General features: G+C 42.0%; 21 protein-coding genes and 1 pseudogene. 7 read left to right on the forward strand and 15 right to left on the reverse strand.

Annotated elements, in window-relative coordinates; translation table 11 throughout:
* Positions 1–98: 98 nt before the first annotated feature.
* The 7 genes and pseudogenes from Q1W14_RS16750 to efp all read right to left on the reverse strand — a co-directional run.
* Positions 99–965 (reverse strand): annotated as a pseudogene (locus tag Q1W14_RS16750) (polysaccharide deacetylase family protein); the annotation flags it as partial.
* A gap of 18 nt (positions 966–983) precedes the next feature.
* Positions 984–1,748: a UDP-2,3-diacylglucosamine diphosphatase gene (locus Q1W14_RS16755; RefSeq protein WP_300703519.1), complete on the reverse strand. Its 765-nt coding sequence runs from the start codon at positions 1,746–1,748 to the stop codon at positions 984–986.
* 2 nt (positions 1,749–1,750) lie between these two features.
* Complete coding sequence (locus tag Q1W14_RS16760) at positions 1,751–2,062, reverse strand: iron-sulfur cluster assembly protein (protein WP_300703520.1); 312 nt, start codon at positions 2,060–2,062, stop codon at positions 1,751–1,753.
* Positions 2,063–2,236: 174 nt separating this feature from the next.
* Positions 2,237–2,923 carry a DNA repair protein RadC gene (gene radC / locus Q1W14_RS16765; RefSeq protein WP_300703522.1) on the reverse strand — a complete coding sequence of 229 codons (687 nt, stop codon included), beginning with the start codon at positions 2,921–2,923 and terminating at the stop codon, positions 2,237–2,239.
* A gap of 5 nt (positions 2,924–2,928) precedes the next feature.
* Positions 2,929–3,918, reverse strand: a complete 990-nt coding sequence (locus Q1W14_RS16770; protein WP_300703524.1) for a glycosyltransferase — start codon at positions 3,916–3,918, stop codon at positions 2,929–2,931.
* A gap of 84 nt (positions 3,919–4,002) precedes the next feature.
* A complete protein-coding gene (locus Q1W14_RS16775) occupies positions 4,003–5,889 on the reverse strand; it encodes an alpha-L-fucosidase (protein ID WP_300703525.1) in 1,887 nt (628 codons plus the stop codon).
* A gap of 461 nt (positions 5,890–6,350) precedes the next feature.
* Positions 6,351–6,917 (reverse strand): elongation factor P, encoded by a 567-nt coding sequence (efp, locus tag Q1W14_RS16780; protein WP_300703527.1) that lies wholly within the window; start codon positions 6,915–6,917, stop codon positions 6,351–6,353.
* Positions 6,918–7,110: 193 nt separating this feature from the next.
* Here efp and rpmH point away from each other — a divergent pair, with 193 nt between their 5' ends.
* The 7 genes from rpmH to Q1W14_RS16815 all read left to right on the forward strand — a co-directional run bounded on the left by rpmH (position 7,111) and on the right by Q1W14_RS16815 (position 12,434).
* Entirely contained in the window at positions 7,111–7,272 is a 162-nt protein-coding gene (gene rpmH, locus Q1W14_RS16785; protein ID WP_146266617.1) for a 50S ribosomal protein L34, read from the forward strand.
* Positions 7,273–7,424: 152 nt separating this feature from the next.
* Entirely contained in the window at positions 7,425–8,078 is a 654-nt protein-coding gene (locus Q1W14_RS16790; RefSeq protein ID WP_300703528.1) for a PASTA domain-containing protein, read from the forward strand.
* Positions 8,079–8,125: 47 nt separating this feature from the next.
* Positions 8,126–9,196: an RluA family pseudouridine synthase gene (locus tag Q1W14_RS16795; RefSeq protein WP_300703529.1), complete on the forward strand. Its 1,071-nt coding sequence runs from the start codon at positions 8,126–8,128 to the stop codon at positions 9,194–9,196.
* The gene (locus tag Q1W14_RS16800; RefSeq protein ID WP_300703530.1) at positions 9,193–10,173 is read left to right on the forward strand and encodes a D-alanine--D-alanine ligase; all 981 of its coding nucleotides are present in this window, start codon (positions 9,193–9,195) and stop codon (positions 10,171–10,173) included. The genes Q1W14_RS16795 and Q1W14_RS16800 overlap by 4 nt, the downstream gene beginning before the upstream one ends.
* A 2-nt stretch (positions 10,174–10,175) precedes the next feature.
* On the forward strand, positions 10,176–11,327 hold the full coding sequence (locus Q1W14_RS16805) for an acyltransferase (protein WP_300703621.1): 1,152 nt from the start codon (positions 10,176–10,178) through the stop codon (positions 11,325–11,327).
* Positions 11,328–11,358: 31 nt separating this feature from the next.
* Positions 11,359–12,039, forward strand: coding sequence for a NigD-like C-terminal domain-containing protein (locus Q1W14_RS16810; RefSeq protein ID WP_300703531.1), 681 nt, complete (start codon positions 11,359–11,361; stop codon positions 12,037–12,039).
* Positions 12,040–12,047: 8 nt separating this feature from the next.
* Positions 12,048–12,434, forward strand: coding sequence for a rhodanese-like domain-containing protein (locus Q1W14_RS16815; RefSeq protein WP_300703532.1), 387 nt, complete (start codon positions 12,048–12,050; stop codon positions 12,432–12,434).
* 3 nt (positions 12,435–12,437) lie between these two features.
* On the opposite strand, the gene Q1W14_RS16820 is transcribed toward Q1W14_RS16815, so the two are convergent.
* The 8 genes from Q1W14_RS16820 to Q1W14_RS16855 all read right to left on the reverse strand — a co-directional run bounded on the left by Q1W14_RS16820 (position 12,438) and on the right by Q1W14_RS16855 (position 19,926).
* The gene (locus Q1W14_RS16820; RefSeq protein WP_300703533.1) at positions 12,438–13,817 is read right to left on the reverse strand and encodes a phosphatase PAP2 family protein; all 1,380 of its coding nucleotides are present in this window, start codon (positions 13,815–13,817) and stop codon (positions 12,438–12,440) included.
* A gap of 93 nt (positions 13,818–13,910) precedes the next feature.
* Positions 13,911–14,867 carry an acetylornithine carbamoyltransferase gene (locus tag Q1W14_RS16825; protein WP_300703535.1) on the reverse strand — a complete coding sequence of 319 codons (957 nt, stop codon included), beginning with the start codon at positions 14,865–14,867 and terminating at the stop codon, positions 13,911–13,913.
* Positions 14,868–14,934: 67 nt separating this feature from the next.
* Positions 14,935–16,182, reverse strand: coding sequence for a glutamate-5-semialdehyde dehydrogenase (locus Q1W14_RS16830; RefSeq protein ID WP_300703536.1), 1,248 nt, complete (start codon positions 16,180–16,182; stop codon positions 14,935–14,937).
* Between the two features lie 114 nt (positions 16,183–16,296).
* Positions 16,297–17,433, reverse strand: coding sequence for a glutamate 5-kinase (gene proB, locus Q1W14_RS16835; protein ID WP_300703537.1), 1,137 nt, complete (start codon positions 17,431–17,433; stop codon positions 16,297–16,299).
* 30 nt (positions 17,434–17,463) lie between these two features.
* Positions 17,464–17,703 (reverse strand): DUF2007-related protein, encoded by a 240-nt coding sequence (locus Q1W14_RS16840; RefSeq protein ID WP_300703622.1) that lies wholly within the window; start codon positions 17,701–17,703, stop codon positions 17,464–17,466.
* 103 nt (positions 17,704–17,806) lie between these two features.
* Complete coding sequence (gene murI, locus Q1W14_RS16845; protein ID WP_300703538.1) at positions 17,807–18,652, reverse strand: glutamate racemase; 846 nt, start codon at positions 18,650–18,652, stop codon at positions 17,807–17,809.
* A gap of 198 nt (positions 18,653–18,850) precedes the next feature.
* Positions 18,851–19,357, reverse strand: coding sequence for an OmpH family outer membrane protein (locus Q1W14_RS16850; RefSeq protein ID WP_300703540.1), 507 nt, complete (start codon positions 19,355–19,357; stop codon positions 18,851–18,853).
* A gap of 53 nt (positions 19,358–19,410) precedes the next feature.
* Positions 19,411–19,926 (reverse strand): OmpH family outer membrane protein, encoded by a 516-nt coding sequence (locus tag Q1W14_RS16855; protein WP_300703624.1) that lies wholly within the window; start codon positions 19,924–19,926, stop codon positions 19,411–19,413.
* Positions 19,927–19,947: the final 21 nt, after the last annotated feature.

Here is a 19,947-nt window from a genome sequence, read left to right on the forward strand (position 1 = left end):
AAAATTGCGGAGAAAAAGTTCTGCTTCTTTATTATTTTTCAGAAGCATTTAATAAGAATAAACGCTTGTCGGATATGTATTGACGATTATTTACCCACCAGTTCTTTGATAGAAATCAGCTTGATTCCTTTTTCTTCAATCACCTTCTTTACTCGGGGACTTGTCAGTAAATCGGTTACTCCTTGGCGGTCGAAAGCTACGTCTTCGTAACCAATGTGGAAAACATTTTTCATCTCATCATTGTCTAATGCGGGGTGATCTAGAAATAGATATCGTTTGCCGGGTTCCAGTTTATTCAAAGATTTGATGAAGCTTGCTTCTTTCTCTTCGGGAGTTCTCTTTGGACCGTCGTAACCAATGTAAGCGAACTGATAGTCTTTTGTAGAGCCCATACGATCGATGGACGGTAGGTTGTATTCCTCGGCGAGACGAAGTACCAGTTCATTAACCTCTTTATTGAAACCGGTCGAAAGCATGTGTCCGGAGAGATGGCTAAGTTGGGGAATGTTCTTCAATGCCATTTCTATCTGTGCCCGAAATTCCTGTTCTATCTCTTTTATGTTCCAGTTATGTTCCAGAATGGCTTGTTCCGGATAGGCTGGGTTCGGGAATATCATCGGATAAAAGTAACCATTTTCATCGGTCAGGCTGGGGCAGTGTGTCAGCGGACGCCATTTCACATTTTCCCATTCACTGGTAAGAACCAAGTGTAGACCGACGTCCAATCCGGGGTTCTCTTTCAATAGTTTTACACCTTCGGGATACCAGGCTGCTACGGGCATTACTTCCACACTCCGGGCAATTCCCGAACGATAGGTTTTGATACAAGCTTCGTTTACAGAATGGAAGGCTCCCAAGTCATCTATTCGAATGGCAAGAGTGGGTGCCGATTGTCCCCATACCGAAGATACTCCTACAGTGAGAAGAAGTCCGGCAAGTGTGCTTTTTAGTTTTAGAAGATTCATTTTGTGTATTATATTGGGTTAGAGTTTTGTTTCTCCCTCGATAAATTCCTCTAGGAATAAATTCTCTCCGTCGAATACGGCGTATGAAAAAAAGTTGATCCAATCTCCCAAGATAAGCACACGTGCGGTAGAACTAAGCATCAAGTCGAGTTCGATGTGACGATGTCCGTAGATAAAGAAGTTGATATTGGGATGGCTTTTCAGATAATCTTTGGTGTAGAGAACAAGGTGCTCGTTGTTCTCACCCATATAATCGGGTTCTTTTCCATCTATTCGTTTCATGCGACTATGCTTTGCCCATGTCAATCCTAGTTCCATACTCCAACGAGGATGTAGGGCAGAGAAGAGCACTTGCAGGGTAGGGCTATGGAACATGGAACGCAAGAGTTTGAACTTCTTGTCAGGATCTCCCAGTCCGTCACCATGGGCAAGATAGAATTCTTTTCCATAGATCTCGGTTGTCAGAGGTTCCCGATGAATGATAACTCCGCATTCTGTAGTCAGATAATCACCACACCAAATGTCATGGTTGCCTGTGAAGAAGTGTACTTCCACTCCCAAATCCGTCAGTTCGGAGAGTTTACCCAGGAATCGGGTGTAACCTTTGGGGACTACTGTACGAAACTCATACCAGAAGTCAAACATGTCACCCAGCAGATACACCGCAGCTGCCTTGTCTTTGATGCTATCTAAGAAATTGACTAATCTTCGTTCTTGAGTTCGTCCATGCTCAATGGCTCGTGAACCCAAATGTGCATCTGAAAGGAAGTAAATGTTCTTCATAATTATAAGAATCCTAATTCCAGTTTTGCTTCTTCACTCATCATATCCTTGTCCCATTCGGGTTCAAAGACTAAGTTGATAGTAGCGGAAGGCACTCCGTCTATAGATTCAATCTTTTGGCGGACATCCTCCATAATGAAGTCAGCTGCCGGACAATTGGGGGCAGTCAATGTCATGTCGATAGTAACATCATTACTATCGGAAACATCTATTTTGTAGATCAAGCCCAAATCATAAATGTCAACCGGAATCTCCGGGTCATATACGGTCTTGAGCATTGCAACAACTTTTTCTTCTATCTCAAATTTGGTCATATTAGTAGGGGTTATTTTAGGCAAAACTAAATATTTTAATTGAAACAGCAAAAGAATACTTCTGAAAGCGTCATTTTACGCACTTATCTGTGAAGGCATACGCACTTATCTGCGATAGAGCATACACTTATCTGCGATAGCATACGTACCTATATGTGTTAGTTCGTGCATCTACTAGATACACCCTTCATCATTGAAGCTGTAATATTTACCGTCTGTTATTATAACGTGGTCGGTTAATCGTATGTTCATGGTTTGTGCTCCTTTCTGTACAAGCTGCGTCAAACGTTGATCGTCGTTGCTGGGGCGTGGATTTCCTGAAGGATGGTTATGGATCAAAGCTATTTGGGTGGCTCTTTGCAGCAAAGCCTCCCGTAAGATGCTGCGTACGTCGGCAGTAGTTTGATCTATTCCTCCCCGACTGATACGTACTTTGTCGATGACGCGGGCTGCTTGGTTCATTAATAATACCCAAAACTCTTCTTGGGAAAGATCGCAAAGCAGCGGGTGGAACAGGTCGTAGATATCTTTAGAACAACGGATGGTGGCGCGTTCCGGGCGTTCTTGCAAGTTGCGGCGTTTGCCCAGTTCAAGTGCTGCCATGATAGTGAGACTCTTTGCGGGGCCGAAACCTTTGAAACGGGAGAAGTCACGGATTTCCCATTTTCCCAATTGGTTTAAGTCATTGCCGCAACTGACCAATATACGTTGCATGAGTGAAACTGCACTTTCTTCCGTATTGCCGGAACCGATGAGAATGGCGAGCAGTTCGGCGTCACTCAATGCTTCTGCACCTTTCTGCATCATTTTTTCCCGTGGTCGGTCTTCTTCCGCCCACTGGTTGATATTTAATTTATCCACGGTAACTACTTGTAAAAATTCTTTTTGAAAGCTTCGAACTCATCCTTGCCGCATACACAACGATTCCACCAGGCACGCCAGAAACCGGTTCCGTATCCGATGAGTTGAATAAAAGAGGCGGCAATAGAGTATAGCCCGATAGATATGCTCTTGTTTTGTATGGAAGAGTCGATAAATACTAATAAAGCATATAAGGCAATAGGAACTAAACTGTACAGGCAGAATGGTGCGCCTAATAACAGTATAACCACTCCTAATGTAAATGCGGCAGGTAATAAGTGTACGATCTTCAGCGATTCGGGGTATTTCTTGTAAAGGTTGATGCGCGCTATACCGGAGTTGTGTACTTGTTTGAAAAACTTCTTGAGGTCTGTCCGTCGCTTGTGATAAACCCATGCGCCGGGGAGTAACCGACATTTATATCCCTCTTTGAAGATTCGGATGCTGAAGTCAATATCTTCACCAAACCTCATTTTAGAGAAACCTCCTAAAGTTTGGTACACTTCTCTCCGCACTCCCATATTAAAGCTACGGGGATAGAATTTATCCATCTTCTTTTTACCTCCACGGATGCCTCCGGTAGTAAAGAAAGAAGTCATAGAGTAGTTGATGGCTTTCTGTATGTCTGTGAAGGATTCGTGTGCCCGGTCGGGACCTCCGAAAGCATCGGATGGAGCGTTTTGCAGTTCTTGTTCTACAGCGGCGAAGTAGCCTTCCGGCAAAATGCAATCCGAATCCAATATAATCAGATATTCTCCCTTACTCCGTTCTGCACCGTAATTGCGGGTTTGTCCGGGACCGGAATTAGGTTTGCTATAGTAATGTACATCCAGTTTATTCTGATAGATTTCTACAACGCTTTCGCAAGGAATAGATGAACCATCTTCCACAACAATTACTTCAAAATCGGTAAAGGTTTGTTGCGCCAGGCTTGCTAGCAATTCGTCCACTTCGTCGGGACGGTTATATACGGGGATGATGACGGAGTATCGCATAATTATTCCAGTTACTTAATGATTTCTCAATATCAGTTTTTGAGTCTGTCACCACAAAAGTACTCTTTATCTTTTAATAAAGTATTATTGTATTCCAAATTCTGCAAAACCCACTTCATTCTCTTCGTTCACCGTCTTTACTGCTTTTAAGGCTACAAAACGTGCTTTTACAGGAGTGAAATAAATAGATTGCAAAATGGGGTTATTCTTAATATTTGAGAACTCACCCTTTTTGATAACGTTACTAATCGCATTTTTATCAAGACCAATGGACAATTCATAATTTGAAATTAATCCTTTGCTGTAATCACTCTGGTCGGGTAAGTAATAGAATGAAGAAATAGTACGTTCTTCACCTAAATCTACTATTAGAATATTTCCTCTGATGAAACAGGTGGTTGCTATATTTTTGTCCGTACATTTATCAGCTTCGTTTTTATCTACGCCGAGCAAGGTGAACGGGAGACTATTCAGTTCATCCGGCTTGATGGCGAAAGAAACATCATTCGTCTCTCCTGCATAATAAGCCTCGATATTATTAATGCAAAGGCTCGCGCGAGAATCAGTGAAATTTACACGTAGGCGATTGGTCTCAACGGTTTTAAATCGCAAAAGACGTTTGTATCCTATGGTCGTGGTTTCTTCATTGAGCTTTATGGGTAACCATTGGTCATTCTTATAATATTCCACGTTGAAGGCTTTAACGCGTTGTCCTAATGGAATGTATTCTTGTAGCAACAGACGGTTTACTTTCTCTGTTTGGGGTAAAGTAAATTCCACGGTAGCTGAGGTTACTCCGTCTTTGGTGCCCCAGTATGAATCGTAATTATTATCGGTTATAGCCTTCGCTTTAAAATCTGTTCCACGTTCATCGGAGGCTTTGGGAGTGATGTCAGATAAGAGGTTGTGTGATAATTGTTGCTCTATATTTTTGCGGAAGTTGACAGCATTGGCAGAATCTATAGGATGAATCAGCCCGTCTCGGTCTACAGGAAAATTGAGTAGCAGGGTTGCGTTGCGTCCCACACTTTTATAATATAAATCGGTTAGTTGATCTACAGTCTTTACCTTGTCATCTTCTTCCGGATGGTAAAACCAACCGGGACGAATGGAGACATCGCATTCGGCAGGTGTCCATTGATTGCCATCATCATGCCCATATTGCAATTCGCGATAATTGGCGTAACCGGGATATACTTCACCGGCACGTAAGAAAGACCAGTTTGTTGTTCCGGCAAAACCATTTTCATTACCTACCCATCGGCAACCGGGACCACCATCGGAGAATATAACAGCTTGTGGCTGATGCTCGTTCAGTATCTCGTAAATTTTCGGATAATCGTAATAATTCTTTCGATCAATGTTGCGAGAGTCTTTTGCGCCACCGTACCATCCATCTCCTCCGTTTGCACCATCAAACCACACTTCAAATACCTCGCCATAGTTATTCATTAGTTCTTTGAGTTGTTTATGAAAGTAGTCTACGTATTCGGGCGTTCCATATTGTGAGTGATTACGATCCCAGGGTGAAAGATAAACAGCGAATTTAATACCGTACTTCTTGCAGGCAGCAGCAAGTTCACCCACAATGTCTCCTTTTCCATTCTTGTAGGGAGTGTTTCGGATGCAATATTCGGTCAGATGTGTAGGCCACAGGCAGAAGCCGTCATGGTGCTTGGCGGTTAGGATAACCCCTTTCATTCCTGCGGAAACAAAAGTTTTAACCCATTGCTCGCAATCCAGCTTTGTAGGATTAAAGGTTTGAGGGTCGGAGTCTCCATATCCCCATTCACGATCATTGAAGGTGTTCAAACCAAAGTGTACAAAAGCGTATGTTTCCATTTTCTGCCAATCTATTTGTTTTTGTTCGGGGATTGGAAGAACCGCTTGAGGAGGAGTTCCAGGGGAAGTGCAAGAACTCATTATTGCAAGAAATATTCCGGCATATAAAAGATTGGTTTGTTTTTTCATTCGGTTCATGATTTAGATTGTTGGTTAATAGTACAAAGATACATCATTATTTACTGATAATTTCATCAATAGCTTTATCTTTTATCGTCGGAAGGGAAAAGTTGAAAACAGTGTGAATACGTTACATTCTAAACAGTCATGCTTATCTTTGTTTTTTCCGACACCGAGGAAGGTCTTGTTCCCCGGTGTCGAGCAAGGGGTTCCTCGGTGCCGAACCCTTCCTTCCTCGGTGCCGGAGAAATACCCTACTCAGAAGGTACTCTGACGGGGGATGGCTCATAAGAAAGAGAACTTGATTGGATTTAAACATTATCAGATTGTTTTCTCAAATAATAATATTCTGTTTAGCTCAATCCCCGTCCGATATAAATCAATTTTAGTTGCTCTGCATTAAAGAAAAACCGCTTGTCCAAAGAAGAACTTTGGACAAGCGGCCACTCTATATATCGTATAATCGATATTTATGCTTTTACACGGCTTACGTAAGAACCGTCGCGAGTATCGATTTCGATAGTTTCACCTTCGTTGATGAATAACGGAACACGTACGGTTGCACCAGATTCTACTGTTGCAGGTTTCAGTGTATTGGTTGCGGTATCACCTTTCATACCCGGTTCGGTATAAGTAATCTTCATCTGAACCTTTATAGGCATATCAGCGTAAAGAACTGTTTCGTCAGTAGCGTTGGACACAACTTCTACAATAGCTCCTTCCAGCAAGAAGTCAACACCGTTGATCAAGTCATGAGCAATAGGATGTTGGTCGAAAGTTTCCTGGTTCATGAAGATATAGTCTTCACCTTCTTTATATAAGAACTGGTAGGGGCGGCGTTCTACGCGGATGTCTTCCAGCTTTTCACCGATGTTGAAACGACGTTCCAATACGTAACCATTTACTACGTCTTTCAGTTTGGTACGCATGAAGGTGTTACCTTTACCCGGCTTAACATGCAGGAAGTCAACACAGAAATACAACTTGCCGTCCATACGGATACAAGTCCCGATTTTGATGTCTTGGGAATTAATCATACTAATTTTCTTTATTATATATTATAGATGTAAGTCGCTTTAAATAAGCTTTGCGGGTGCAAAAGTAATGGAAATCAGTAAAAAACGCAAAAACTTTTGAGAGAAAAAGACTTAACTCTTGGTTATTTTGAAAAAAGTCCCTATTTTTGCAGCCCGAATTCATAGGAATAATAACATAAAACAAGATATAGTAATGAAAAGAACATTTCAACCCTCTAACAGAAAGAGAAAAAACAAACACGGTTTCCGTGAGAGAATGGCAAGTGCTAATGGTCGTAGAGTATTGGCATCACGTCGTGCAAAAGGCCGCAAGAAACTAACTGTTTCTGACGAATACAACGGAGTGAAGGCATAAGCCCCCTCTTTTTGTAGAAAAGATTAAGAAAACCGCAAGAAACTGAGAAGCTTCTTTGCGGTTTTTCTTTTTGCTATTTATAAAAACTATGTGAACTCGGTGTTACTCTGTAGCGAAAATTGTATCTTTGCCTCAAAATAACGCTATAGATTATGACAATAAAAGAGTTTTTTTCTTTCCGACAGAATAAATACTTCTGGGTGAACATCATCGCCATGGTCGTTGTAGTTTTCGTACTGCTGTTCGTAATACTGAAAGGCTTGGATATATATACTCGCCATGGAGAGGCTGTGGTGGTACCTGATGTAAAAGGAATGGGAGTGGAAGAAGCTGAGAAAGTGTTTCGTAATCATGGACTGAGCTGTATTGTTTCCGATTCCAGTTATGTTAAAACTTTGCCCGCCGGCTCCATTCTTGAATATAATCCGGCTGCCGGACAGAAGGTGAAAGAAGGCCGCACGATATATATTACAATCAATGCTCTCAATATTCCTTTGCAAACGGTTCCCGATGTAGCGGATAACAGTTCGTTGCGTCAGGCGGAGGCACGTATTTTAGCTGCCGGCTTCAAACTCGCAGAGATACAATATGTAGCGGGAGAAAAAGATTGGGTATATGGCGTAAAGTATAAAGGCCGCGAACTATCTATCGGCGATAAAGTGCCCACAGGATCTGTGCTCACTTTGTTGGTCGGAAATGGTGGTGAACTTCGACAAGAAACAGACTCTTTAGGTCTGGAATCTACAGAAGAAGTAGCAGAGCCCGCAACTCCTGAGAAATCTGCTTCAGATGAATCCTGGTTCTAATCAATCGACAATTAATAATTAATTAAACTTCAATCGTAAATAGAAAGATGATAGAAGAATTGCCGGAAGACATAGAGAATGATGAGTTGGACGATGTGGAACCTGTGGGTGATGAAGCACAACTTTATGAGCACTTCCGTGTAGTAGCGGATAGAGGGCAAGAAATGATACGTGTCGACAAATACTTGTTCGACAGGATTACAAATGCTTCCCGTAACCGTATTCAGAAAGCAGCCGATGCCGGATTTGTAATGGCGAACGGCAAACCAGTCAAGAGCAGTTACAAGGTGAAACCGATGGATGTCATCACCGTGATGATGGATCGTCCGCGCTACGAAAACGAAGTTATTGCCGAAAATATTCCCCTGAACATAGTCTATGAAGACAAGTATCTCATGATAGTGAATAAACCTGCCGGACTGGTAGTCCATCCGGGACATGGGAATTATCACGGTACGCTTGTCAATGCCATAGCCTGGCACATGAAAGATAATCCTGATTATGATGCTAATGACCCGCATGTAGGACTTGTGCATCGTATTGATAAAGATACTTCAGGACTTTTAGTCATTGCCAAAACACCTGATGCCAAGACAAATCTCGGTAATCAGTTCTTTAACAAAACGACTAAGCGCCGTTATCGTGCCTTAGTTTGGGGAAATGTGGAACAAGACGAAGGTACCATTATCGGCAACCTCGGCCGTAATCCCAAAGACCGTATGCAAATGACTGTTCTGCCCGACGATCAGGGTAAGCACGCCGTTACCCATTACCGGGTGCTGGAACGTCTGGGCTACGTTACTCTTGTGGAGTGCATCCTCGAAACGGGACGTACCCATCAAATCCGTGTGCACATGAAGCATATTGGACATATTCTTTTCAATGACGAACGCTATGGTGGGCACGAAATACTGAGAGGAACCCACTTTGCCAAATATAAACAATTTGTAAACAACTGCTTTGATACTTGTCCACGGCAGGCTTTGCACGCCATGACACTGGGATTTGTACATCCCGCCACCGGCGAGGAGGTGTACTTCACCTCGGAAATGCCCGATGACATGACCCAACTGATTGATAAGTGGAGAAGCTATATTAGTAACAGAGAATTAGAATGAAACGTACCATTGCTATTGTTGGCGGAGGCGATACCTCCGAGTATCATGTTTCCCTGCGCAGCGCGCAAGGTATTTATTCCTTCATAGATAAGGAACAGTATACATTATATATAGTAGTCATGCACGGGCTGGACTGGCACGTACAGTTACCGGACGGTACAGAACTTCCTGTAGACCGTAATGACTTCAGCTTCATACTTGACGGGCAGAAAGTAACCTTCGACTTTGCCTATATTACTATTCACGGTACACCGGGCGAGGACGGGCGTTTACAAGGATATTTCGACATGATGGGTATTCCTTACTCTTGTTGTGGAGTATTGGCAGCTGCCCTTACTTATGATAAATTCACCTGCAACCAATATCTTAAAGCCTTTGGTGTACGTATCGCTGAATCTTTGTTATTACGCCAAGGACAATCTGTTTCTGATGAAGACGTGCTGGAAAAGATTGGTCTGCCTTGTTTTATCAAGCCCAGCCTGGGAGGTTCAAGTTTCGGCGTAACGAAGGTAAAAACGAAGGAACAGATACAACCTGCCATCGCCAAAGCTTTTGAAGAAGCCCAGGAAGTTTTAGTAGAAGCTTTTATGGACGGAACTGAAATTACTTGCGGTTGCTATAAAACAAAAGATAAATCGGTAGTGTTCCCTATCACTGAAGTAGTGACGCATAACGAGTACTTTGATTACGATGCCAAGTACAACGGTCAGGTGGATGAGATTACTCCCGCTCGCATTGCTGACTCAATAAGAGACCGTGTGCAAGCACTCACTTCCGCTATTTACGATATTTTGGGAGCTTACGGCATTATACGTGTAGATTATATCATCACCGCCGGCGATAAAATTAATTTGTTGGAAGTGAATACTACACCCGGAATGACTACCACCAGCTTCATTCCGCAGCAGGTTCGTGCTGCCGGACTGGAAATTAAAGATGTAATGAGAGATATAATAGAAAACAGGTTTAATGATTAAACATTGAATACATGGAATTTGACGAAATCCGTCCTTATCATGACGAGGAGCTTCCTCAAATATTTGAGGAACTGATTGCCGATCAGGCTTTTCAGGCTGTAGCTACTACAGTGATGCCTGGAGTACCTTTTGAGATGATTGCGCAAAAGATGCGTGCATGTAAAAGTAAGCTCGATTTCCAGAAAACCTTTTGCTACGGTCTTTTGTGGAAGATTGCTAAAGACGCTTCCAACGGGTTAACGTTGGATCATACTGCCTTAAAGGATAAGCAAGCGGCTTACACCTATATTTCCAATCATCGTGATATTATTTTGGACTCCGGTTTTCTTTCTATTCTTTTAGTAGATCAGGGAATGGATACTGTAGAAATTGCCATTGGCGATAATTTGCTGGTTTATCCCTGGATCAAGAAACTGGTGCGTGTCAATAAGTCCTTTATTGTACAACGTGGGTTGCCGATGCGGCAGATGCTGGAGTCTTCCGCACGTATGTCCCGTTATATGCACTATACTATCAAAGAGAAGAAGCAGTCTATCTGGATAGCCCAGCGTGAAGGACGTGCCAAAGATTCCAATGACCTTACACAAGATAGTATCTTGAAGATGTTGGCAATGGGAGGTGAAGGAGAAATCATAGATCGTTTGATGGAGATGAATATCGCTCCATTGGCTATTTCTTATGAATATGATCCTTGTGATTTTCTCAAAGCATGGGAGTTTCAGTTGAAGCGTGACATTCCTGATTATAAGAAGAGTACAACCGATGATTTGAAAAGTATGCAAATTGGTCTGTTTGGTTTTAAAGGACATGTCCATTTCCAAACCGGTGCTTGTATCAACGATGCACTGCAACAGATGGATCGCTCACTTTCCAAACCCGAACTTTTTTCCCATATCTCTGCTGTGATTGATCAGCGTATTCATGCCAATTACCGGATATATCCGAATAATTATGCGGCATACGATCTGCTTGAGGGTAATGATACTTTCTCCCGGCATTACACAACAGAAGACAAACAGCATTTTTTGGCATATCTTGAGCAGCAGTTAGCACGTATTGAGATTCCCAATAAAGATTTGACTTTCTTGCGTGAGAAGATGTTACAAATGTATGCTAACCCTTTGAAGAACTATTTGGCAGCAACAAATGCCTGAATTTGTTATTCAGATAAAAAGAAAATAGAGAATGATAAGAGCTAAGTATAATTGGTGTTTTTTGTCTTTATTGATCTGTTTGCTGACGGCTTGCGGTGACGATGAGTACCATTATCCGGATGTAAAACTGGAATATTTGACTGCTTTTTCGGGTGCGGCGGGTGATTTAGTGTCAATTTTGACGGACGAAGGAACCACTTTCTCCGTTGTATCGGATGCCTCGAAAATTAATATAGATGAGAACTCTTCTGTTCGTATTGTTGCGAACTATGGTAAAGTAGCAACTGCCGATGGTACTGAGGGTATGAAATTATATTCTTCGATAAAAACTGTTTCGCCTTTGCCTATGCCAGTTGATAAATTTAAGGACGGTGTGAAGAAAGATCCTGCAAATATACTTGGTATTTGGATGGGATTGAACTATTTGAATATAACTTTGGAAGTAAAGGCGCAAAGCGGGAGACATAAATTCGGATTTATCGAGGATGAGGTTATCACAAACGCCGAAACCGGAAAAAGTGAAGTGTACTTGACGCTTTATCATGATGCGGGCGACGATGTACAAGCATATACTCAAAGAGCTTATCTTTCCGTACCTCTTCAGCAATATGCAGTAAACGGAATACGGTCAGTAACCATTCATTTCAATCTGCTCACCTATTCCGGTAAGGTAGAAACTTATAATTTTGAATATATTCCTTCTTTTAAATAAAATGCTTTATGAAAACTTTATTTGCAAGTATCTGCCTTTTCTTTTCCGCTCTTTTCTCTTGCCAGCAGAAAGCAGGGAACTTTAAGTCTGTACCGGTGGATGAGTTTGCTACACTGATAGCCGATCCTGAGATACAACGGCTGGACGTTCGTACGGTAGCTGAATACTCTGAAGGACATATCCCTGGCAGTATCAATATAAATGTGTTGGACAAAGAGTTTGAAACTGTTGCCGATTCTACTTTACAGAAAGATAAACCGGTAGCTGTTTATTGCCGCAGTGGTAAACGCAGTAAAAAGGCTGCCGCCATCCTTAGTGAAAAAGGTTATAAAGTATATGACCTTGACAAAGGCTTTAATGCTTGGCAGGAAGCTGGGAAGGAAACAGATAAATAACTTCTATTTCCAAAGTAATACATCAACTTCAGCACCTATACTGAAATGGTGTAAATAGAGATTTTTATGCCCAGTGGTCGGAATAAGTTGGTCGGCTGTGCGATTATAATAGGTATAATCTCCTCTTCCTCTGCCCATGTTGTAGTTAAGGTATAGTTTTATTCCCAAATTGTTCTCCATGCTATGCATCAGGTAAGTGCTGAAATCAAGGTTTGCAATTGGATGTGTTTGGCAGTGAATAATTGAGGTACTATTTTCATCTCCTTTATATTGGACGTTGATGCGGTATGTTCCCGTCCATCCGATACCGGGCATGACGCTTCCACCTACGTGTAAGCCGTGTACTATTTGATAGTCGTACATGATTCCTGCCATAAGTCCGGCATACGTCATGGCATGAGTTTCTGTCCCTTGAATGGAAGATTCTAATTCCGGATGTTCTTTAAAGAATCGGGTGGTTTCTAATTGTGCGGTTACTTGAGTCAAAGAGAACTTTCCCGTTATTCCCCAATTGGGGTGGAAAAACCAGCCGCCGTTTAAGGAGGTCATTACTCCACCTTTTCCTTCAATTTCTATGCCTTCGGGCAAATGTACTTCTCTTTCGCCGACCCCATATCCCATCTGCAATCCAAAGAAAGAATAGCCGCGTGATTGGATGGTGCTGCTTAGCTTGGGTTGCCGAATGATACCTTTGTTTTTGAAGATAAGGTCGGCAAAGTAATAGCCTAGTTCTGTAGATAAAATACCAATGCCTGCTCCGGTCAGTACATCGGAGAACCAATGCTTATTATTCAATTGTCGGCTAAGTGCGGTAGCAGTAGCAAGAGAGTAACCTGCAATACTATAAAATGGGCTGCGGGTAAGTCCATATTCCTTATGTAGCATAGTGGCAAGCATAAAAGCCGTAGCAGTATGTCCTGACGGGAAAGAGTGGTTATTACTTTGGTCGGGGCGCACTTTGTGTATGGATTGTTTTAAGCTGTTGACGGTAATAGCCATGATTCCGGCAGCAATGGCATCGGAAGTCAGCATCCGTCCCCAAGAACTTCTACCTTCTACACCTGCAGCTTTTAGTCCTAACATCAGAACTCCCGGACTGTATTGCAGGTAATCATCATAATGGAACCTGAAACGGGGAATATAAGAATTACGCATTTCGCTGAAATCCTTGTCCTTCGTGCTGGCAATGCTACCGATAATGATAAGTGGTACAGCAATATGAGTCATGCGGTAGAAACGACTTTGAAAGAAGTCATGCTTCCGTGCAAGAGTGTCTGTCTGGGATGGTGGAGTGGGGTATAAAAGGATGCTGTTCTGTGCCGTTACAGAACATATAAAGAGACTTATAAAAAGACTCGTTACTATGGTTCGTAGTTGTTTCATCTTGTAAATATAAACAACCCGCCGGACAAAAGGTTGCTTTTCTATTGAGATTTAGCACTTTCCTTTTATCCGGCGGGTTGATATATTACAAAACTATTTCAAACCTTCTATCAACTGTTTCAGTACTACTGTTGCTGATATTTCGCGGTTGGCAGCTTCGGGGATTACAATTGATTGTGGGCTTTCGATGACGTCGTCGGTCACAATCATATTACGGCGTACTGGTAGACAATGCATAAAATATGCGTTATTGGTAACCGCCATTTGACGGTCGCTTACAGTCCATTCACGGTCTTTACTTAGAATTTGTCCGTAGTTATCGCCTGCATAGGCAGCCCAATTCTTGGCATAAACAAAGTCTGCACCTTCAAATGCTTTCATCTGATCGTATTCTACATGGGCATTTCCTACGAACTTCGGATCAAGCTCGTAACCTTCGGGATGTGTAATCACGAAGTCATAATCCGTAGCGTTCATCCATTCGGCAAAAGAGTTTGGAACAGCTTGTGGCAATGGACGTGGGTGCGGAGCCCAGCTCATTACTACTTTAGGGCGTGGTGTCTTCTTGTATTCTTCAATTGTAATGAGGTCAGCGAAACTTTGTAACGGATGACGTGTCGCCGCTTCCATAGAGAATACCGGACGACCGGAATATTGGATAAATTGATTTAGTATTACTTCATTGTAATCATATTCTTTGTTTTCGAAACGAGCAAAAGAACGTACGCCGATTATATCGCAATAGCAACCCATCACAGGAATAGCTTCCAAAAGGTGTTCAGGCTTGTCTCCATCCATGATGACACCGCGTTCGGTTTCCAGTTTCCAGGCACCTTGGTTAATGTCTAGTACCATTACGTTCATACCCAGATTCAAAGCGGCTTTTTGGGTGCTGAGGCGGGTGCGCAGGCTGGAGTTGAAGAATATCATCATCAACGTCTTGTTGCGTCCCAGTTCCACATATTTGAAACGGTCTTTTTTAATCTCGAATGCTTCGTCCAGTGCAGACTTCAGATTACCGATGTCTTGCACGCAAGTAAATTTCTTCATATTCACTGTTCTTTTAGTGTGTCTATACGGTGGCAAAGATAAAGATTAAATGTGAAATACAAATAAATTAGTTTCTCGTTTGCCCTGTTCCTTCTACTATCCACTTATACGTGGTGATTTCTTCGAGTGCCATTGGCCCACGGGCGTGCAACTTCTGTGTGCTGATGCCGATTTCGGCACCCAATCCGAACTGTGCTCCATCTGTAAAAGAAGTCGGTGCATTGACATATACACAAGCGGCATCCACTTCACGGCAGAACCATTCAGCACGTTCTTTATCTTCTGTGATGATGCATTCGCTATGTTTGGAACTATACTGTCTGATATGTGCCATTGCTTCTTGGATAGACATCACGGTCTTAATGGACATTTTGTAATCCAGGAACTCTTTGCCATAGCAATCTTCAGTAGCAAGCTGCAATAATTCAGCCGGGTACTTACCTTGTAAGGCAGTATAGGCGGGTTGGTCGGCGTAAATCACTACATTGCTTAGATGTAACGGGAGGCATAAGTCGGGCAAATCGGCCAGACAGTCAATATCAACAATAAGACAATCCAAAGCATTGCATACACTGACACGGCGCGTTTTGGCATTGTTAATAATGGCAGCACCTATATTTACTTTGCCATAGCGATCGAAAAAAGCATGGCAGACTCCTGCACCAGTTTCTATAACCGGAATAGTGGCATTCTGCCTTACAAAATTGATGAGGCTACTACTGCCGCGTGGGATTATTAAATCTACAAAGCCATTGGCATGCAGCAATTCTGTGGTTGCTTCGCGGTCGGCAGGGAGTAATTCAACGACGTGTGTATCTACCCCGAAATGTTGTAATACCTCGTGTATAACACTGATGATAGCCCGATTGGAACAATCTGCGTCGCTACCACCTTTCAAGATACAGGCATTGCCGCTTTTGAAACAGAGTGAGAATACATCGAAACTGACATTGGGGCGAGCTTCGTAAATGATGCCAATGACACCAAAAGGAACGCTGACTCTTTTTATCTTCAGTCCGTTAGGAAGTATATTCTCTTTTAGAATTCGTCCCAGTGGAGAAGGAAGTGTAGCCACTTTGCGAATATCTGCAGCAATGTCTTGCAGACGGGCTTCCGTTAATTTTAGACGGTCATATTTGGGATCGGCAGCATCCATGCGGTCCAAGTCTTTCTGATTTTCATTCAGAATGAAGGCAGTCTTCTCGACGGCAGCATCCGCAACTGCCAGTAATATCTGGTTGATTTCTTTGTCACTCAACATCAAAAGTTTGCAGCTAGCGTCTTGTACGTCGACAAATGTTTTGCGTAAGTCCATTTTTGCTATCATTTATGAATTAATTGTCCGGCAAAGATAACAATATAAATTAGTAAAATACATGGAGTAAATATAATTATTACATGTATAAAAGTGGATCTACTTGGCGATAAATTACTCTATATATAGGTAATCGTAATGTACTACAGCTTTCTTGCCGTGCTTGCCCATTGCTTCACGTGCTTGTGTGGAATCGCAATTTGCTTTACCTACACCGATAGGGTTACCTTCGAAATTAATGATACGTACAATATCGTCTTTTTCAAATTCGCCTTCAATAGCAGTGATGCCTACAGGCAAGATACTGACTGCTTTATCGGAAGCTAATATTTGTGTAGCTTGTTCATTGATGTGCAACTCGCCTTTGGCGAAGCCTTCGCTATGCGCAATCCACTTTTTGACACTTGATACCGGTTCATCGGATGGAATGAAACGGGTGTATTTTAATGAAGAATTAGACTGTACATCTTCGCCACAAGAAGATTTTTGATTCTTCATTCTTAATTCTTCATTCTTTATTATATCGACAAGAATATTATCTCGCTTACCATTAGCGATGATAACGGTGATACCTTCGTCCGCTACCTTGCGGGCAATGTTTGTCTTGGTCAGCATGCCACCACGTCCGAAGCTAGACTTGGATGTTTGTATATATGTGGAGAGATCTTTACCTTGCCCGATTTCGCGAATGACCTCTGATGATGGGTCAGTAGGAGAGCCATTATAGATACCGTCGATATTGCTGAGAATAATTAATGCTTGGGCATCCATCATGGATGCAATAAGTCCGGATAGTTCATCATTGTCAGTAAACATCAGTTCGCTTACGGAGATAGTATCATTTTCGTTGACAATGGGGATAACACCGTTTTCAAGCATCACAGTCATGCAATTCTTTTGGTTGAGATAGTGCCGGCGGGTACCGAAGTTCTCCTTCATTGTGAGCACTTGTCCTACAGCGATATTATGTTCTCGGAATAATTCGTAATAGCGGTTGATAAGCTTAGCTTGTCCCACGGCAGAGAAAAGCTGACGTTGGTCTACGCTATCCAGTTTCTTGGTAGGACGTACTTCGCTTCGCCCTGAAGCTACAGCACCAGAGGAAACGAGGATTATTTCTACGCCTGCTCTGTGCAGTTCAGCTATTTGGTCTACAAGGGCAGACATACGTGTAACGTCGAGAGTGCCATCCCGACGTGTCAATACATTACTGCCTATCTTGACAGCAATTCTTGTCAGTTGTTGTTCCATATCTATGATTTTCCGGAGATAGAGTAGGCTCTAATCTCCGTCTGTATTCTTTTCGTATGCACGAACTACCTCCATCGCAGGCTCATAATCCTTTTCGTTAACGAGTATAGCTACATCTATGGCTGTAGCAGGAAGAGTAAGATTTACAACCATCGCATCTTTGGTAGCGGCTTCAATACCATTATCTCCAAGCATAGTTCTTACGAGTTCTGCTTCCCACATTGGACCTGCGAATACTTCAACGAGCTTAGTTTTATCTTCTTTCATAATCGTATGAATTTAGAGTTTTTTGTATGACAAATATAACACTTTGTTTTGAATTGACTATTTTATTCTACGAAATAAAGATTAGCCTTCCTCTTAATCTTCCCTGTTAGGCTTCCAGTGAGATTCTCTTCACTGTAACTTCTTCGTTTAAAAAAGTAGATGCAGATTCAATAAACTTATCTTCAGCTTCGGTAGTGCAATAGATACAATTTCCGCCTTTGGTACAGTTCTTATCTATTTCTGTATGCCGTCGTAAATAATCTTTCAGGCTGGCACCCACTAATTCTCCTTGCGCAACGGTAGTAATGCCTGTAGGCATATATTGCTGAATCTTAGGAAGTAAAAGCGGATAATGAGTACATCCTAGAATAACTGTGTCTATTTGCTTGTCTTTGGCAAGCAATTCATCAATATATTTACGGATGAAATAATCTGTACCTTCACCTTGTGCTTCGTTGTTTTCAACGAGCGGTACCCACATGGGGCAAGCTTCTCCACTAACTTGTATGTCAGGAAAGAGTTTATGCACTTCCAATGGATAAGATTCTGACTTAATAGTACCTGCTGTAGCAAGTACACCTATGTGACGGCTTTGAGTGATGCTACCGATACATTCTACCGTAGGGCGGATAACGCCGAGTACGCGTCGCATGGGGGCAAGTTGTGGAAGGTCGTTTATCTGGATACTTCGTAGCGCTTTGGCCGAAGCTGTATTGCAAGCTAGAATGACAAGGTGACAACCCATTTCAAATAATTTGGTAACTGCCTGCAATGTGAATTCGTATACGATGTCGAAAGAGCGGGTACCATACGGAGTACGTGCATTATCCCCCAAATATATATAGTCGTATTGCGGTAGTGCTTCCCGTATCTTACTCAAAATAGTCAGACCGCCATAACCGGAATCGAATACTCCGATGGGTCCTGGGGCAGAAGGTAATATTTGTTTCATACTTCTAAAAGAATTGTGTACCCTGCAAAGATAATGCAAACCGAGGGCAGAATAAAATGAACTTGTTCGTTTTTTATGCAGAGGTGTAGCTTATCTTCGATTTTAATCAAAGATAAAGAAAAGGAATAGGATAATAAATAAAAAGGCACGGACAAAACTGCCCGTGCCTTTTTATTTATTATAACTTTGAGTGGCTTCTTATTTGATGCCTAACTGAGTTTTAACTTTAGCAGTTACATCAGCACTTTGTGTACTTACATAAGGTATCGGAGTACGAGCCAAGTCAAAGATGTAAACTACACCTTCAGTCTTACCTACAGCCTGAATTGCTTCGTCCAATTTCTTGTAGATAGGAGTCATGGCATCTTGCTGTGCTTTTTGCATTGCCTGATAAGCTTCTTGTTGGAATTGTTCTTGACGTTGAGCCATATCGTTCAATTCTTTCTGGCGTCTTTCAGAAATGTTTTTCGGCAAAGAATCTTGTTGAGCAATAAATTCCTGATACTTCTTGTTGAATTCTTCTTGAGTGCGTTGCATCTCTTCCTGATACTTTTTAGACATAGCGTCCAAGTCAGCTTGTGCTTTAGTAAATTCAGGCATAACAGAGATTACCTCTTGAGAATTCATGTGAGCAAATTTTGCTTGTGCCATAGCTCCCAGGGGGAGGACAAACATAATTACGAATAGTGCGATTTTTTTTAGCATAATGTTTATTATTTATTTGAATGATTATTCTGTTGCGGTGCAAATGTATGAAATTAATTTGAATATCCTAATCTAGCAAGTACTTCATTGCTGATATCTATACTTGGCGATGCAAAAATTATGCTTGAAGCAGAAGCGCGATCTACTACTACTGCATATCCTTTTTCAGTTGCAATCTCTTTCACTACATCGTATATATCATCTTGAATGGGTTGCATCAAACTTTCACGCTTTTTGTATAATTCCCCTTCCGGACCAAAGTACTGACGGCGCAGATCGGATACTGATTTCTCTTTCGCAACAATCTCTTCTTCTTTCTTTCCTCTTTGTACTTCAGAAAGAGATGCTATCTGAGACTGATAGTTCTTATACATAGTCTTAGCTTCTTCGGCAATCTTTTCAACTTCGCTTTGCCATTTTTTGGAAGCTTGAGCCAGTTCTTCATTTGCACGATCATACGCAGGAATATTCTTCAGAATATATTCCGTGTCAATCAAAGCAAACTTTTGAGCATTTGCTGTTACGCCTACGGCTAGCAGCAGAAACATTAATAAAACAGTCTTTCTCATCATAACGTCTGGTTTTTGTGA

Origin of the sequence: Bacteroides sp., assembly GCF_030151085.1 — a bacterium.
Lineage (GTDB): Bacteria > Bacteroidota > Bacteroidia > Bacteroidales > Bacteroidaceae > Bacteroides.

Coding starts and splice junctions, on each gene's coding strand:
- Q1W14_RS16855 (WP_300703624.1), bottom strand. CDS start 19,926: ATGAGAAAGACTGTTTTATTAATGTTTCTGCTGCTAGCCGTAGGCGTA.
- Q1W14_RS16825 (WP_300703535.1), bottom strand. CDS start 14,867: ATGAAGAAATTTACTTGCGTGCAAGACATCGGTAATCTGAAGTCTGCA.
- Q1W14_RS16820 (WP_300703533.1), bottom strand. CDS start 13,817: ATGAAACAACTACGAACCATAGTAACGAGTCTTTTTATAAGTCTCTTT.
- Q1W14_RS16790 (WP_300703528.1), top strand. CDS start 7,425: ATGACAATAAAAGAGTTTTTTTCTTTCCGACAGAATAAATACTTCTGG.
- Q1W14_RS16800 (WP_300703530.1), top strand. CDS start 9,193: ATGAAACGTACCATTGCTATTGTTGGCGGAGGCGATACCTCCGAGTAT.
- rpmH (WP_146266617.1), top strand. CDS start 7,111: ATGAAAAGAACATTTCAACCCTCTAACAGAAAGAGAAAAAACAAACAC.
- Q1W14_RS16815 (WP_300703532.1), top strand. CDS start 12,048: ATGAAAACTTTATTTGCAAGTATCTGCCTTTTCTTTTCCGCTCTTTTC.
- murI (WP_300703538.1), bottom strand. CDS start 18,652: ATGAAACAAATATTACCTTCTGCCCCAGGACCCATCGGAGTATTCGAT.
- proB (WP_300703537.1), bottom strand. CDS start 17,433: ATGGAACAACAACTGACAAGAATTGCTGTCAAGATAGGCAGTAATGTA.
- Q1W14_RS16775 (WP_300703525.1), bottom strand. CDS start 5,889: ATGAAAAAACAAACCAATCTTTTATATGCCGGAATATTTCTTGCAATA.
- Q1W14_RS16770 (WP_300703524.1), bottom strand. CDS start 3,918: ATGCGATACTCCGTCATCATCCCCGTATATAACCGTCCCGACGAAGTG.
- Q1W14_RS16830 (WP_300703536.1), bottom strand. CDS start 16,182: ATGGACTTACGCAAAACATTTGTCGACGTACAAGACGCTAGCTGCAAA.
- efp (WP_300703527.1), bottom strand. CDS start 6,917: ATGATTAATTCCCAAGACATCAAAATCGGGACTTGTATCCGTATGGAC.
- Q1W14_RS16850 (WP_300703540.1), bottom strand. CDS start 19,357: ATGCTAAAAAAAATCGCACTATTCGTAATTATGTTTGTCCTCCCCCTG.
- Q1W14_RS16795 (WP_300703529.1), top strand. CDS start 8,126: ATGATAGAAGAATTGCCGGAAGACATAGAGAATGATGAGTTGGACGAT.
- Q1W14_RS16760 (WP_300703520.1), bottom strand. CDS start 2,062: ATGACCAAATTTGAGATAGAAGAAAAAGTTGTTGCAATGCTCAAGACC.
- Q1W14_RS16810 (WP_300703531.1), top strand. CDS start 11,359: ATGATAAGAGCTAAGTATAATTGGTGTTTTTTGTCTTTATTGATCTGT.
- Q1W14_RS16755 (WP_300703519.1), bottom strand. CDS start 1,748: ATGAAGAACATTTACTTCCTTTCAGATGCACATTTGGGTTCACGAGCC.